The organism is Paenibacillus sp. Cedars, assembly GCF_003184205.1.
GTDB classification, from domain to species: domain Bacteria; phylum Bacillota; class Bacilli; order Paenibacillales; family Paenibacillaceae; genus Paenibacillus_AQ; species Paenibacillus_AQ glucanolyticus.
This window is the reverse complement of record NZ_CP020866.1, coordinates 5,403,838-5,419,813: the sequence shown is the minus strand read 5'-3', so window position 1 is coordinate 5,419,813 and position 15,976 is coordinate 5,403,838. Positions and strand designations below refer to the sequence as shown.

Here is a 15,976-nt window from a genome sequence, read left to right as displayed (position 1 = left end):
CTCACCTCCCCTCAAGGTGTTTTTTACAAGTCGATATCAAACAGTCTTGCTGCCTCATCCTGAAGATCAAGCGACAGCATGGTCTCCCGAAGCAGCTTGAATACAGGCGACGGTTGATCGCGGTCCAGGACATACCAATAGTTGGCGTCACGGATGAACGCCAGTTTCGCTGCCGTGCTGGATGCATTCGACAGGTAGGTGCGCATCCGGCTTAGCTCCCTCTTCGTCCATAACGCCTAATCCATCTAATGTTAACAGGGAACAGCTCGACTCTCTTTCCCGAAGGACCTCCCGTAAATAAGGGAGAACGGCTCTGGGTTTGGCCCCGAATTCAGATCTCAGACGCTCGAAAATCTCCTTCCGGGTGTGGGTAATTGGAACGGGAGATTCCGCCTCGAATTGTGCTTCTTCCTGACGCTTCATTTCTTCATCCGTACACGCCCACCATGATTCCAGATGCTCTGCATGCGGAACCGAGACCACCAGATCCAGAAATTCCGCCATATTGCGCGCAATCAAACGAATCGGGGGATCGTTGGTTGGGGTAACGCAGACGATGGCGGCAGACTCAAGATTCTTTACCTTGCCGAAATCGGTCAAGAAGCCAAAATGAATGCCCCCCCCGCCGGTTTCTGCGAAGGGAATCAAGTCAGGAGGAGTAATGGAATACGGCGCATAGGAACCGGTCATCCGGAAGCCGATCCAGCTCATGTCAAAGCCCTTTGCGGTGTATTCTTGGCTAAGCTCAAGCAAACGATGGATCACCGGAGGTATCGGGTAAGAGCCATAGGCCTGCCTTAAGGAGGAACCCATTCGGTTCATCGTGAATACTTTCCGGTAAAGGCTAAACATTTTTTTCATAGGATCCTCCTGGTATTTGCATCATAGGTCTACATACCTATAAGATTAGAAGAGAGGGCAATTTCAGCATGCTTCGCATTCCAGAATATAACAATACGATCTAACTTTAACATAATGCAGGGGACGTTGTAATGAAATTTGCATATGAAGCCAAAAATACATAACTTCCGCTAAAGCAAAGAAAAGGAGGAAAATGAATTGAAGACATCCATCTATGAATTGGTGGAGACGGGAGACGAGCTGCCTTTTGACGTGTCCCTGCACAGGGTGAATTATGTACCGAGCCACTGGCATAACAGTGTGGAGATTATTTTTGTGCTGAGCGGGAATCTTGAGGTCACAGTAGGGAGTCAGCAGCACAAGCTGGCAGAGGGCGATGTGTTCCTGATCAATCCGTGTCACGTTCATGAAGTGATGGGTCTCGATCAAAACATTATCGCTACGTTTCTAATTCCCTTGTCTTATCTCAAAGAGAACATTAAGGGGATTGAGCGTATTTCGTTCCAATGCGAATCCGGAACGGTACGACCTGAGCAGCGCAGCGCGCTTGATCAAATTCTGCAATTGCTGGCCGAGATGGTGCAGCTGAGCAATAAGAAGGGGGAAGCTTACGAACTGGACATGGGCATTCGGATGCTGGCCGTATTCTCCATCCTCATGAAGCAATTTCGGACAAGCGGCTCCAGCGGCGCGATGAACGAGAAGTATATGGAGCGCATGCTGCGCATTATCACTTATATCGATGAGCACTACAGAGACGCCATATCGCTTCAGTCCCTAGCGGAGCGTGAATTTCTCTCGGTGCCATATCTGTCCAAATTTTTCAGTGAGAACATCGGATTGAATTTTCAATCCTATCTGACCAGCATTCGTCTGAAGCATGCGGTCGAAGACCTGCTGTTACGCGAGGAGCTTCCGATTGCGGACCTGGCCTTGAATCACGGTTTTCCGAATGCCAAGTCATTCTATACCGCCTTTAAGAACCGGTACCATATGACGCCGCATGAGTACCGCAAGCAGTATCGTCCGGAGATGGCCCCCCGGAAGAAGGAGGACATTTCCTCCCATTATCTGAATTTTAATCATTCGAGTGCGCTGGGCATCATCCACCAGTTTCTGGAGCGAAGCAAGTCCAGAGAGGTCCGGAAGGTGGAGACCCTGGAAACAAGAGCTTATGAAATCGATGCGGCACGGGTTGGAACAACCGTTAAGCATACCTGGAAGAGCCTGATTACCATTGGAAAAGCCAAGGAGGGGCTGCATGCCGATGTACAGCAGCATCTGAAGTATGTGCAGCGGCGAAGTCCTTTTCAGTATTTGCGGTTCCACGGCATCTTTGATGACGGGATGATGGTGTACCATGAGGACGAGGCAGGGCAGTCCCGTTATAATTTTCGTTATGTGGACCAGCTGTTTGACTTCTTGCTGTCCATTGGACTGAAGCCTTTTATCGAGCTGGGATTCATGCCCTCCGCTCTGGCCTCCGATCCGGACCAAACGGTATTCTACCGGGCCAGTTACACCAGTCCTCCCAAATCCGTGGATAGATGGTGTGAGCTTGTGGATCGGTTGATTAGGCACTGCATGAACCGTTACGGAGCGGCGGAGGTGGAGAGCTGGAAGTTTGAATTCTGGAATGAGCCCGAGTTCCATATATTCTGGCCTGCCTCACAGGATGAATACAGGGCGCTGTATTTAAGGACCTATCAGACGGTGAAAAGAATATCGCAGTCGCTCCAGATCGGCGCTCCGGGAAGGATCATTACGGTGGATTCCGTCTCCATCGTTAAGGATTTTTTCGAGTTTTGCCGACATCACGCCTGCCAGCCGGATTTTATTCCGCTTCACTTCTATCCGCACGAGCGCATCGAGGATATGGTGAACGCGGAGTTTATCGGACAAATGCTCGATACCGACCCCTATTACCAGCTGCTTGAGGAATTTGGCGGGATATCGCCAAATCCTGATTTCTTGAAGGAAAGACTGAACGCTGAGCTTGAGCTGCTTGCAGCGTACGGATTGTCGGGCTGCGAGATTTATCTTACCGAATGGAATTCGACGGCATACCACCGCGAGCTCACGAACGATACGGTGTACAAGGCCGCTTATATCGTGAAGAATCTGCTCGATAATCTGGATGTTATCCATGGATTCGGGTACTGGGTCCTCAGCGACAACATTGAGGAGACCTTTCCGTCCCGGGAGCTGTTCCATGGAGGCCTCGGCCTGATTGCGCAATATGGGATTCCGAAGGCTGCGATGCATGCGTATGAGCTGTTATCGAAGCTGGGTCACACCGTACTGGCTCAGGGTGAGGGATATATCGTGACGGCCGGAGACGGCGGGTATCAGATTCTCACGTATAATTACTGCCACTTCGACGACCTGTACGCCATGGGCGATATCTCTTTTATTGATCATACGCATCGTTATAACGGCTTCAAGCATGAGCGGACATTAAAAATAGACATAGCCCTCATGAACGTTCCGGATGGCCGGTTCAAAATGGTGAAGCATACGATCGACCGCAACCAAGGAAGCAGTTATGATGCCTGGGTCGCGATGGGAGCCCCGGAATCCCTAACGAAGGAGGACGTGCAGTATCTTAAGGCGAGTTCCTGTCCCCGCCGGCACGTGTCATATGTCGATGCAGAGCCCGGGGCAGCACTAACCGTCTGCTTCAATCTTGAGCCCCACGGGGTAGCGCTCATAGAGCTGACACCTACGTATGATTGAATTGTGTCAATTCTTAATCTCCTTCTATTGAAGTTAGGAAAACGTTTACAAAAAGATGTTAAAAATAAGCGTAGAACTCTGTAAGCAGCCGCCTGTCTTGATGAAGGCGGTTTCTTTTATAATAAAACTGTAATCGTTTTCATAATAATTAGGGGGTTATATCAATGGCTGAAGCTAAGGTGAAAGGGCAGGTGCAAACATCGTTTGGCAGACTGACTTTCGGTATTATGCTAGGTTATGGCTGCATGATGCTGGCATTAATGACACCTGCAACCTTGTTGCTGACTTTCAAAATGATTGAAATCGACCCGAACGGATATACATCCTCCTATGGTCTGGTGGCAGGTATCGGGGCATTCTTCGCTCTTATCGGCAATCCGCTCGGCGGCGCCATCAGTGACCGTACGAACCTGTCGTTTGGACGGCGGCGTACATGGATTCTGATCGGTCCTTTGTTCGGCTGCGCGTCTCTTCTCATGATCGGCATGACGTCCTCGTTGTGGCTCATTATTATCGGCTGGGCGATTGCGCAATTGTTCTTTAACTTCGGAATGGCGGCGTACACCGCGCTCATCCCGGATCAGGTCAAGCAGGAGAAACAAGGCACGGTATCCGGGCTTCTGGGATTGGTGCTGCCGGTAGCGATTGCGGTCGGCATGGTCATGATGACCTTCCTGACGGATGTTTCTTCCGCAGCGAAGTGGACTTTGCTCGCGGTGATCGGAGTGGTTGGTCCAGTCCTCAGTCTGTTCCTGATCCAGGAAGGCAAAGTGGATATCGTCCATAAGCAACAAGAGAAAATCCCGTTTGGCGAAAAGCTCAGCAAAGTCTACCCAAGCCCGCGCCGGTATCCGGCTTTCACCTGGGCGGTTATTTCGAAGTTTCTCCTGATGATGGGTTACTGCAGCAGTCTTTATTTTACCGTTATGCTGGTCAACCGGATGGGCTATACCGAAGCTCAGGCGACAGCCAGTGTGGCAACCGTGAACATCATCTCCATGGTGGCAATGGCGGTTACCAGCATATTTGGCGGGATGCTGTCGGATAAGTTCCGTAAGCAAAAACCGTTTCTGTACATGTCGGCTTTCATTATGATTTTGGCCACGCTGGTCTTTGCTTTTGTTCCGAATTATCTTGCCTATGTTATCGCTTCCGCGGTTCTGGGTCTCGGTTATGGATGCTTCTCAGCTGTGGATATGGCGCTGGTTGCGCGGATTCTGCCCCGCAAGGAGGATTCTGCAAAAGACTTTGGCATCATGAACGTGGCGAATGCGCTGCCGCAATCCATCGTGCCTGCGATCGCGCCGTTCCTGCTGGGTGCAGGCACCATGATGGGTATCGGGGACTGGACCTTCTTCTATATCGCCCTCTCCGTATTCATGATGATCGGGATGATATCCATTAAGCCGCTGCCTGAAATCGGGGAGCCGGTTGCAACGGAAGGAGATATGAATCCTTCCCCGGACCTCACGGCACCGAGCGTACAGAACGTATAACGGAAAGTCCATAGCTGGCGCAGAGCGAAAGAGCAGACAAACTTGGAGTGGAGGGAATCACAATGAACCATCAGATCAATCAGACAACCCAAACGATCCCGGGAAATGGAGACAACATTCGCTATATCGACAATCCGGGAGGTCCTAAGCTGGGATACTCGTCCGAATCAGGTGTGGCAATTATCGAGATGGATGGACTGTATTTCAAGGATTTGAGCCGTGACGGTAGGCTGGACCGATATGAGGATTGGCGGTTGACGCCTAAGGAGCGTGCCAAGGACTTGGCTTCCAAAATGACCATAGAGCAAATCGCCGGCCTGATGCTGTACAGCAGGCATCAGTCGATTCCGGCTGCCAGCGGGGGCTGGTTCTCGGCTACCTATGGCGGTAAATCCTACGAGGAGAGTGGCGTGAAGCCATGGGAGCTGACGGATGAGCAGCTGGCCTTTCTGGCCCAGGACCATGTGCGTCATGTGCTGGTGACCACGGTCGAGAGTCCGGAAGTGGCGGCACGCTGGAACAATAAGGTGCAGGCATACGCGGAACGCACGGGACTTGGCATTCCTGCCAATAACAGCTCGGACCCAAGGCACAGCACGGATGCCAGCTCGGAGTTTAACGCCGGCTCGGGAGGACGGATCTCCATGTGGCCGGAGACGCTGGGCCTGGCCGCTACGTTTGATCCGGACATCACGAAGAAATTTGGCGAGATGGCTTCCAAAGAATATCGTGCCATGGGCCTTGCAACGGCGCTCTCCCCACAGATCGATATCGCAACAGAGCCGCGCTGGTTCCGCTTTAACGGCACCTTCGGCGAGGATTCACGTTTGACAACCGATATGGCCCGCGCCTACGTGGATGGCTTTCAGACATCGGAGGGGGACCGGGAGATATCCGAAGGCTGGGGGTACGACAGTGTCAACGCCATGGTGAAGCACTGGCCGGGCGGCGGTTCCGGCGAGGCAGGCAGGGACGCGCATTACAGCAGCGGGAAATATGCGGTTTATCCGGGTAATAATTTTCACGAGCACTTCATTCCGTTTGTAGACGGGGCTTTTAAGCTGGAGGGCAAGACGGGAATGGCTTCCGCTGTGATGCCGTATTACACCATTTCGATGAACCAGGATACCGTCAACGGGGAGAACGTTGGCAATTCATATAACTCCTATCTGATCAAGGACCTGCTCCGGGAAAAATACGGCTACGACGGTGTTGTCTGCACGGACTGGGCGATTACGGCCGATGAGTCCGGTCCCCGTGACTCTTTCCTAAGCGGGAAGCCGTGGGGTGTCGAAGGATTGACGGTAGCAGAGCGGCATTACAAGCTGTTGATGGCAGGCGTTGACCAATTTGGCGGCAACAATGAGATGGAACCGGTGCTGGCTGCCTATCACATGGGTGTCCGGGAGCATGGCGAGACGTATATGCGTGAACGCTTCGAACAATCGGCCGTGCGCCTGCTGAGCAATATGTTTCGACTGGGGCTGTTTGAGAACCCTTATGTTGATCCGTTGGAGAGCTCCCGTATGGTCGGAAATCCGGAGTTTATGCGTGAAGGTTATGAAGCCCAGCTAAAATCGATCGTCATGCTGAAAAATAAAAATGGCGTGCTTCCCGTCGAGCGGAAGAGCAAGGTCTACATTCCGAAGCGCTTTATGGCTGCAGGACAGGATTGGTTTGGCAACCCCACGCCGGAAAGCCTGGAGTATCCGGTTAATCTGGACATCGCGGCCAAATACTTCGAACTCGCGGAGCATCCGGACGAGGCGGATTTCGGGCTTGTCTTTATCAGTACGCCGAAATCCGGAACCGGGTATAGCCAAGAAGATGAGGATCAGGGAGGCAACGGCTACGTGCCGATGAGCCTGCAGTACAAGACGTATACGGCAGAGCATGCCCGTGAAGTGAGTCTGGCCGGTGATACACGGACAACGGATGTGCTGAACCGTTCCTATCGGGGCAAATCCGTTACGCCTCAGAATGCGGCCGATCTCGACATGGTACTGGAAACGAAGAAAGCGCTGAACGGCAAACCGGTCATCGTATCCATGCTGTTGTCCAATCCGACTGTGGTTGAGGAGTTTGAAGCCGAAGTGGATGCGATTCTTGTGAATTTCGGCGTTCTGGATCAAGCCATCATGGAGGTGCTTGCGGGTGAAGTGGAGCCGTCAGGCCTGCTGCCCATGCAGATGCCGGCCAATATGAAGACCGTGGAGGAACAGCTTGAGGATGTGGCGTTTGATATGGAATGCCATACCGATTCCGAGAATCACACCTATGATTTTGCCTTCGGTTTAAACTGGAAGGGAGTCATCGAGGATGAACGCACGGAGAAATATCGGAAGCCGCGTCCGTAGGCATGACAGTTATCCGATCGTGATCGCATAGATTTCCTCCGTACCCATCCGGGTGAGCCGCTCAAGTGATGATATGCTTGAGCGGCTTATTTTTTGCGTGACATGGACAACCAATACCGATCAACTTGCGTCTTAGTTATATACGAATTATTTCATATATTATTAGCCAAGGAGATTAGAGAACATGACAACCCGGAAATGGGCGAAAATGGCGGTGATTGGCGCTATGGCGTCCACGATGCTGATGAGTACGATGGTACAGGCACAGGTACAGGCCAAAGCCGCACCGCAGAAGGAAATGGAATTGAACATTAATCATTGGATGGTTACGCTCGATGTCAATCCTGTTATCGTGAATCAGACGGCGCTGGTTCCCTTGCGCGTGATTAAGGAATACTTGAAGCCCACGCAGCTTCAATGGAACAACAAGACCAAGACGGTAACCGTCAGCACAAGCACAGATCAAGTCACGCTGAAGATGGGAAGCCGGGAGGCCAAGGGGCAAGGGAAGGCGTATTCGCTGTCCGTTCCCGCGTATTTAAAGGATGGCCGAATTATGGTTCCGGTTCGATTCATAGCGGAGCTGCACAATGCAGAGGTAGGCTGGGATTCGAAGGAAAGAATGATTTACGTCTATACGCCGGAGGTGGACGTTTCGACAGCAGAGGAGAACCCTGATGTGAAGTTGTACCCGGTAAGCGCTACGAAATACGGAAGATATGAAGGAATGGTGGTAGAGGTAGAAGGGAGAAGGCAAGTTTTTGCGGATTGGTACGGTGGTGATGGTACGCGTAAACCGATCATTCAATATCGGGATATGACGGGTGATGGCAAGCCGGAAGTGGTTGTGTTCTATGTGGATGGGACCGGGACGGGTATTTATATTGGCAAGACACATGTGGTGGACGCTGAAACCCTGAAGGAAATTCCTATGGAATCGTTGGATCAGGCGGTAGCGGGTCATGTGGAGTCCAGCATCGAGAAGTTTGCGGATTACATCGCCGTGAAGATTGTGATCGACGGGAAGGAAACCGTTCAGAGAATTGAGGATGACTCCGAGGATAAAAGCTATCTGAATGACAAGTTGGGTTTTGGAGCTGTAGTCAGACACAGCATCGAAGAAGGGCGGCTTGTTACGCTCGCAGCTGGGAGCATAAGTCCAGCCGGTTTTGCGGGTGATCTCCAAATAACCTACCGGTATGATGAAGAGTCGAATCGATTTGTGGTGGATCGCATGGAATATGATCGTTTGGAAGAGCAGAGGTAAATTACCGTTTATCGATGCGGAACTTTAGAACTACATATATATGCATACCAGCAGAAGGATATAAGCATGAACTGGAAGGTTGGAATTTGGATCGGGTGATGTGATTTTCTATTTAAAAGGGCGCTGCAGCGCCCTTTTTTTGCTGCGCTTATCAAGAGTCAACGCGGTTTGCATCACCGAAGCGGGTCGGCGACCATGGGGAGTGTACCCTATATGAAAGATGGTTTTATCTCTATTCATAGGTCTTTATTACCATTTACTTGAGTCTTAAGATTCCTCTAAGATAGTTAATAAACCTGACACCTTTTTGCAACGGAAAGAGAATGTTTTTGAAGTAAACGCCTTCAATGTTAAGTAATATAACAAGCCCATACCATATGGACTCGAACGGGGTGTATTTATGCAGCAATGGCTTGGGAAATCGCTAAAGCATAAATTATCGTTGCTTATTATTATAGCTACGCTGGTGCCGCTGTTATTTCTTGGTATTTTCTCTTTTAACATGGCCAAGAGCCTGACGGAAGAGAAAGCCAAGATTACGGGGATGAATACGCTCCGCCAACTGGAAGCTTACTTGGACACGATGGTGAAGGACGTCGAGAATATCTCGCTATTCCTCATCGGGCACACCGGGGTCCAATCCTACCTCAAGACAGAGGAGAGCAACTATGTCCAGCAGACAACGGTCATTAACTTCCTGACGAATCTGGCCTTCTCCAAGGATTATATCGCCAATATCATTGTCGAACCGCTCGGCAGCAAGGATCCGATCTCGCATAAGTCATTAGTGCGTTCCGAGTTCCGGAATATTACCGAGGAGATCCCGGATTATTATGAGCATCATCCCAAATGGTGGTCTTTTGTTCACCGACAGTGGACATTTGAAGGCATGAGAAAGGTCATCACGCTGGCCAGGCCGATTCGCAGCACGGATAAATACAAGCCGATCGGGAATCTGCAGATCAACCTGGATCAAGGCGTCATTGCCAATCAATTCAGGCAGGCCGTCTTGGAGAAAACCGGCTTTGTCCTCCTGCTTGATGAGAACAACCGGATTATTGCCGGTCCGCCGGATATGGAGACGAATCTTACCCTGGCAGACTATTATCCTTCGATTGAAGAGTTCGAGGGGCTTAGCGGGAATATGGACTATGGAGAGGGCGGCAATAAGAAGACCATTCTCTATAAGAAAATGTCGAGTGTGAACTGGAAGCTGGTCGGCATCATTCCCTCAGAGGAATACCGTTCCCAGAACCAGTATTTCATCAAATTGACGGCGGTTGCCGTAACCGTGGCCATCCTGCTCGCCATTATACTGGTTCTCTTCTTGATTCAGAAGATTACGAATCCGTTGTCTGTGTTAACGAAGTTTCTCAAGAATTCGAGCCCGGAGGAGCCGCTGCCTGCGCTGCCGGTGAAGACAATTGATGAGGTTGGACAGCTTATTATCAGTTACAACCGGTTAAGTTCCCGGATCGTGAAACTTACCGATGAAGTGAAACTCAATGAGTCGCTGAAAAAGGAGGCGGATATGCATGCACTGCAGGTGCAGATTAATCCGCACTTCCTATACAATACGCTGTCTTCGATTCATTGGCTGGCGCTGATGAACCAGGATGTGAAGATAGCCGAGATGGTCGGATCACTCAGTGATTTCCTGCGGTTCAGCTTGAACAATGGCCAGGAATACTGCACGATCCAGCAGGAGATTATGCATGTCCGTCACTATGTGAACATCCAAACCATTCGGTATCCGGAGAAATTCTCGTTTGAGGTTCATGTCGAGGAGACACTTCATCAGCACACCATGTTGAAGCTGCTGCTGCAGCCGCTCGTCGAAAATTCCATGCTGCACGGCATATTGAGCCGTGACGGAATGGGGACGATTACGATACAAGGTCGGCATGGCAGCGAAGGGATTCACTTCGTGGTGGAGGATGATGGAATCGGGATGACGCCCGATCGTCTGAAATGGCTTCAGGATCAGCTGGTAGAGAATCCATTGCAATACGAGAAGGGACAAACCCCGGGCGGAAGCTACGGGCTGCGAAATGTCCATAAGCGGCTGCTCCTCCATTACGGCAAGGATGCAGGATTGCGTGTGGACAGCACGGAAGGGGCCGGAACACGGGTTATGTTTACGATACCGGACCTAACTGATATTCAACAAACTGAAATATCCAGCAAAGGGGATGACGACCTTGAAGGTACTGATCGTTGATGATGAAGTAATCATTCGAAATGGGCTGAGTACAGTGATCAATTGGGCGGATAACGGCTTTACGGTGCTGGCGCCCGCGGCTTCGGCAGAGGAAGCCCTTCAGCGTATTCCCGTCGATATGCCCGAAATTATATTTACTGATATTCGCATGACCGGCCTGAGCGGTTTGGACATGGCTCATCAAGTTAAGCAGCGGTTTCCCGAGATCGAAATCATTGTCATATCGGGCTTTGATGAATTTACGTATGCACAGCAGGCGATGCGTGAAGGCGTGAGTGACTACTTGCTGAAGACGAGCAGACCCGGGGAAATTATCGAAGCTGCAGTTCAAGCGAGAGAGCGAATCCTGCAGCACAGACTCCATCAAGCGAAGGGGAAGGCCCAGGAAATGGTGGTCAACCGGGGGTTCCTGAGGAGGCTGCTTGCATCGGGAGTTTCACTGGATGAGCATGCCGAGAATGAATTATGGGAGAGATATCCTGAATTGAGGTTGACAACGCCCGGCTCCGTTCTGCAGATCTGGATGCTGTCGGTTCATCCGTTACATCAGGATGAGTTGGAGCACTTGACCCTTGGCGAACGACACAGCTTACTCGGGACGGAGCTGGCAGAAGGGCTGCATGGTGCCTGGCTGGAGTGGAATGGTTCCCTGCTTCTGCTGGTGCGCACAGAGCCAGGCGATGGCTGGGGGCGCGTGGATTCCGCGCTGCGAAAGCTGGAATCGACTCACGCCTGCCGCATTAAGGCAGCCAGCGGCCGACCGGTGTCCAGTGTTCGCGAGCTGGATCGCGCGCTGAAGACGGCGGTGGAGGCCAGCTCCTACGAGTGGCTTCTCCATTCGGAACGGCATATCCGTTATGAGGACATCGAAGGGCGGAAAGGCATTGAGACGGTCTGTTCGATGGAAGAAGAAACCGAGCTCTCCTCCCTTCTGCGCTCAGGGCAATCCGCCGATTTGGAGGCATGGGTCGCGGATGTGCTGGAACGCATCCAAAGTCAGAGCCAGGCGACACCCGGCTCGGTTCAGGCTTATCTGCATTCCCTGCTCGTCTCGGGACAGCGCTGGCTGATACGCGCTGCAACGTCCATCGGCTACACCAGTCCGGTGAAGATTGAGGACAACTTTGATATCCGCGATTTAACGAAGAAGCCGGAGAAGGTGCTGATCGATTCCCTTGGACTCATCATGAAGCAGTACCGGGACATGGTGTCGACAACCAGTCCTGTTCACAGGGCGATCTCCTTCATTCATGAGCATCTGGGGCAGAGCCTGTCGCTTCAGCAAGTGGCCAAGCATGTTCATATGAATCCCAATTATTTCAGCGAGATGTTCAAGAAGGAGACCGGGCAGAATTACATTGAATTCGTGACCCAGGCGAAGCTGCGGAAAGCAATGACTCTGCTGAGGGAAACGCCGGCCAAAATCAGTGAAATCGCAAATGAAATCGGCTATGAGGATATTAAGTATTTTAACCGCCTGTTCAAGAAATGGACGGGACAGACGCCGTCGGAGTATCGGGCAAATCCTGAATTTTGTCCCTCTATGGACTGAATTATATCCCCTATGTAAGCGTTACATCCTCTTTTATACTTGGACTAATCATCTTAGGATGCTTCATCATTTTCGTATAAATTAAAGGGGGATTGACCATGAGACCAAAACGCAAAATAGGTCTTGTACTGCTGATGATGACACTGGTTCTTGCAGCATGCGGCGGCGGGCAAAGCAAAGAGCAGGCCGGAGGGAATGAAGGCGATCAAGAAAAGGTCAAGCTGACCATCTGGCATAACTTTGCCGGTGATGACCTGCGTGCAAAATCAGTCCGAAGTTTTATCGATCAGTTTGCTCAGGACCATCCTGAAGTTACACTCGATGCACAAGCGATTCCACCGGATGGCTACCGTCAACGTCTGAGTACCGTTGCGGCTGCGAATGAGATGCCGGACGTGTTCTTCGTTTATGCAGGAAGTCAGTCATCCGAGCTTCATCAAGCGAAGCTGCTTCAACCGATTACGGAAGTGTTAGATGCGCATTCGGATTGGAAGGATAAATTCCTGCCGGGAGCGTTTGATCCATACGAGTTCGAGGAAGGCCAGATCTACTCTGCTCCACTGGGTATGTCGGCAACCTCGATTCTGTACTACAACAAAGCCTTGTTTGACAAACATAACGTAAAAGTCCCAACGACTTGGGAAGAAATGATGGCGGCGGTTAAGACCTTCAACGATAACGGCATAACGCCAATCGCCCTCGGAAACAAAGCTCCGTGGGTTGCTCAATCCACCATTATCGGCTCTATTGCCGACCGTGTGACAGGCACCGAATGGTTCAAGAATGCAGCAGCACAGCAAGGCGCGAAGTTTACCGATCCTGAGTTTATCGAAGCGCTCGGCTATTTCAAAGAGCTGGTTGATAACAAAGCGTTCCAAGAAGGGGCGAACAGCATCGACAACACGCAAGCTGAGCAGTATTTCATTCAAGGAAATGCAGCGATGATGATCAGCGGCGCATGGACCCTTACGAATCTTGCGGCTTCTTCCTCTGAGGAGCAAATGAAGGATATCGAGGTTACTACTTTGCCAACGATTCCTGGTGGAAAAGGTGAGGCAGGCACGATCTCCGGCGGAGCTGGCGGCGGTCTGGCCCTTAGCAGCAGAACCGAAGGGAAAGCGAAAGAATTGGCCCTTGAACTGATCTATGCCGTGAGCGGACCGGAAGCGCAAAAAGCGATTGCCGAGAGCAACTCCATGGTAATGTACGATACCGAGATTGATGAGTCCAAAGTTACTTCCCTGTACTACAAAGCCTTTAATCTGGTGAAAACCACTGGAATTACGCCAGTATATGATGCTTATCTGTCTGCAGAAGCGGCTGAAGTCATCAACAACGGTCTGCAGGAAATCATGATGGGCGGTCCCGTTGAAGGTGTGGCCCAGAAGCTTCAGGATGCGCAAGCCAGATCCGCTACTCCATAAGAAACCATTCACCACTGCACAAGGATTAGGAGGGAGGAGGCTGCCATGCCTACAGCGATGAGAAGCAAAGGATTTATAGCCATAGCTCTTCTTCCAGCGCTTCTGTTGTTTCTGATATTTGTCATTATTCCGGTTTTCTGGTCAGCTTACTACGGGTTTTTCAGCTGGAAAGGGTTCGGGGATGCCACCTTTATCGGTCTTGATAATTATATAGAGATGTTCAAGGATCCGATTTTTTGGCGGGCGCTTCGAAACAACCTGATTCTGGTTGTCTCATCCATTGTCGGTCAGGTTCCGATTGCATTGATTCTGGCCATTGTACTGTTCAAGAATTCGTTTTTCTCCAGATTCATACGCTCCGCCGTATTTATGCCGATGGTGCTGTCGACGGTTGTAGTCGGCCTGATCTGGGGTTACATTTACCATCCGCAGTTCGGGATTGCGAATTATGTGCTGGAGATGCTCGGTCTGGATTCATGGACCCGCGCTTGGCTGTCTGATCCGAAAGTCAACATGCTGGCGATATCGATTCCGATTAACTGGGCGAACGTCGGTCCGTATCTGGTTATCTTTATTGCAGCACTGCAAAATATTTCTCCCGAGATCCATGATGCGGCCAAAATTGATGGATCCACGGGCTGGAACAAGCTGATGCAAATCACGCTGCCGATGATCTGGAGTACGGTTGTCGTGACTATCGTGCTCTGTATCTCCGGAAGTCTGAAGGCCTTTGACCACGTCATTGTCATGACGGGCGGCGGACCGGCGCAATCGACCGAGCTGCTTGCCACATACATGTATAACAGCACCTTCAGTGTGTATCGTTATGGTTACGGTTCTGCCGTCTCCACGATGATTATGATTGTCAGCGCCATCCTAATCGCGCTTAATTACTTCGCAACGCGCAGAAAGTCAAGTTAACATGAAGGAGGGAGCGATGTGAATTTACAGACGACCGGGACCGAAAATGCTTCAGGGAAACGAGTCATCATGAAGGGTTTATCCGGGTTCGTAAAATTGCTGCTGATGGTGTATGCGATTCTTACGCTCTATCCCTTGTACTGGCTTTTTACAAGCGCGTTTAAATCGAATCAGGATTTCTTCACGAACCCCTACGGCTTGCCGAAGGAGTGGATGACCGAGAATATATTTCGGGCATGGGAGCTTGGAAATATGGGCAGGGCGATGATCAATTCAACAGTTGTGACCATTACAGCCGTTGCATTGACCATTCTGCTCAGCGTACTTGCGGCATATGTGCTGTCCAGATTCGAGTTTCGGTTCAAAAAGCTGGTGGTTGTGTTATTTACGACCGGGCTGCTCATTCCGATCCACAGTACGCTGGTGCCCCTGTTTATCATGATGAAAAACATCGGCCTGCTCGATACGTACGGAGCGCTCATTCTGCCTTACACGGCGTTTGAGCTGCCGATTGCGATTTTCCTGGCGATGGCTTACATGTCATCCATTCCAAGGGAAATTGAAGAAGCGGCCATGATTGACGGCAGCGGTTGGTGGGGGATATTCAGTAGAATGATTCTGCCGCTCTGCACGCCTATCGTTGCAACGATATCCATTCTGGCATTCCTCCGATTCTGGAATGACTTCTCCTTCGCACTCGTATTTATCAATACGCAAGCGCTGAAGACGCTGCCGCTCAGTCTGTCCCTGTTCTCGGACGGCTTCGGCACGGACTACGCCCTGACCATGGGTGCGATGGCAATCGCGGTCATTCCTACCATTGTAGCCTACCTGATTCTGCAGGAGCAGATCATGAAGGGCATGGTGGCAGGCTCGATCAAGGGTTAAGGCTGCCAGCAAGGTCCATTTAGTTTACAACGGAGGCAGATAGCCTGTTCCGAGGCTCCGCACATATTTACCATGAACAGCCCTTTCCGATTCATTCGGAAGGGGCTGTTTTGGTTCGTGCCAGTAATGATCATTCTCTGTTTCCAACCGGGAAACATTCATGCACGATTTTCGGCTGCGCCATGTGTGCAAAAGAAATATAATAGGTACACCAAGACAGGGTACATGATTTTCCTGGAGAAACACAGCTTAT

The 15,976-nt window shown here is 50.9% G+C and carries 11 protein-coding genes; 9 read left to right on the top strand and 2 right to left on the bottom strand.

All coding sequences use genetic code 11. The annotated features are described in order from the left end of the window. Positions 1-23 precede the first annotated feature (23 nt). Positions 24-206 carry a hypothetical protein gene (locus B9D94_RS26360; protein WP_148248365.1) on the bottom strand — a complete coding sequence of 61 codons (183 nt, stop codon included), beginning with the start codon at positions 204-206 and terminating at the stop codon, positions 24-26. Then, on the bottom strand, positions 148-861 hold the full coding sequence (locus tag B9D94_RS26355; RefSeq protein WP_148248364.1) for an SMI1/KNR4 family protein: 714 nt from the start codon (positions 859-861) through the stop codon (positions 148-150). The genes B9D94_RS26360 and B9D94_RS26355 overlap by 59 nt, the downstream gene beginning before the upstream one ends. 198 nt (positions 862-1,059) lie before the next feature. Here B9D94_RS26355 and B9D94_RS26350 point away from each other — a divergent pair, with 198 nt between their 5' ends. The 9 genes from B9D94_RS26350 to B9D94_RS26310 all read left to right on the top strand — a co-directional run bounded on the left by B9D94_RS26350 (position 1,060) and on the right by B9D94_RS26310 (position 15,723). Beyond that, a complete protein-coding gene (locus B9D94_RS26350; RefSeq protein WP_148248363.1) occupies positions 1,060-3,597 on the top strand; it encodes a GH39 family glycosyl hydrolase in 2,538 nt (845 codons plus the stop codon). A 164-nt stretch (positions 3,598-3,761) separates the two neighbouring features. Beyond that, on the top strand, positions 3,762-5,093 hold the full coding sequence (locus B9D94_RS26345) for an MFS transporter (protein WP_063478411.1): 1,332 nt from the start codon (positions 3,762-3,764) through the stop codon (positions 5,091-5,093). A 62-nt stretch (positions 5,094-5,155) separates the two neighbouring features. After that, a complete protein-coding gene (locus tag B9D94_RS26340) occupies positions 5,156-7,450 on the top strand; it encodes a glycoside hydrolase family 3 protein (protein ID WP_148248362.1) in 2,295 nt (764 codons plus the stop codon). A 184-nt stretch (positions 7,451-7,634) separates the two neighbouring features. Then, the gene (locus tag B9D94_RS26335) at positions 7,635-8,717 is read left to right on the top strand and encodes a copper amine oxidase N-terminal domain-containing protein (RefSeq protein WP_063478413.1); all 1,083 of its coding nucleotides are present in this window, start codon (positions 7,635-7,637) and stop codon (positions 8,715-8,717) included. A gap of 400 nt (positions 8,718-9,117) precedes the next feature. After that, entirely contained in the window at positions 9,118-10,938 is a 1,821-nt protein-coding gene (locus tag B9D94_RS26330; protein ID WP_063478414.1) for a cache domain-containing sensor histidine kinase, read from the top strand. Then, the gene (locus B9D94_RS26325) at positions 10,919-12,490 is read left to right on the top strand and encodes a response regulator transcription factor (RefSeq protein WP_148248361.1); all 1,572 of its coding nucleotides are present in this window, start codon (positions 10,919-10,921) and stop codon (positions 12,488-12,490) included. The genes B9D94_RS26330 and B9D94_RS26325 overlap by 20 nt, the downstream gene beginning before the upstream one ends. 98 nt (positions 12,491-12,588) lie before the next feature. Next, positions 12,589-13,914, top strand: a complete 1,326-nt coding sequence (locus B9D94_RS26320; protein WP_006207819.1) for an extracellular solute-binding protein — start codon at positions 12,589-12,591, stop codon at positions 13,912-13,914. Positions 13,915-13,959: 45 nt separating this feature from the next. Beyond that, a complete protein-coding gene (locus tag B9D94_RS26315; RefSeq protein ID WP_006207820.1) occupies positions 13,960-14,835 on the top strand; it encodes a carbohydrate ABC transporter permease in 876 nt (291 codons plus the stop codon). Positions 14,836-14,853: 18 nt separating this feature from the next. Next, positions 14,854-15,723 (top strand): carbohydrate ABC transporter permease, encoded by an 870-nt coding sequence (locus B9D94_RS26310; protein ID WP_063478415.1) that lies wholly within the window; start codon positions 14,854-14,856, stop codon positions 15,721-15,723. Positions 15,724-15,976 lie beyond the last annotated feature (253 nt).

Coding starts and splice junctions, on each gene's coding strand:
- B9D94_RS26360 (WP_148248365.1), bottom strand. CDS start 206: ATGCGCACCTACCTGTCGAATGCATCCAGCACGGCAGCGAAACTGGCG.
- B9D94_RS26355 (WP_148248364.1), bottom strand. CDS start 861: ATGAAAAAAATGTTTAGCCTTTACCGGAAAGTATTCACGATGAACCGA.
- B9D94_RS26345 (WP_063478411.1), top strand. CDS start 3,762: ATGGCTGAAGCTAAGGTGAAAGGGCAGGTGCAAACATCGTTTGGCAGA.
- B9D94_RS26340 (WP_148248362.1), top strand. CDS start 5,156: ATGAACCATCAGATCAATCAGACAACCCAAACGATCCCGGGAAATGGA.
- B9D94_RS26335 (WP_063478413.1), top strand. CDS start 7,635: ATGACAACCCGGAAATGGGCGAAAATGGCGGTGATTGGCGCTATGGCG.
- B9D94_RS26330 (WP_063478414.1), top strand. CDS start 9,118: ATGCAGCAATGGCTTGGGAAATCGCTAAAGCATAAATTATCGTTGCTT.
- B9D94_RS26320 (WP_006207819.1), top strand. CDS start 12,589: ATGAGACCAAAACGCAAAATAGGTCTTGTACTGCTGATGATGACACTG.
- B9D94_RS26315 (WP_006207820.1), top strand. CDS start 13,960: ATGCCTACAGCGATGAGAAGCAAAGGATTTATAGCCATAGCTCTTCTT.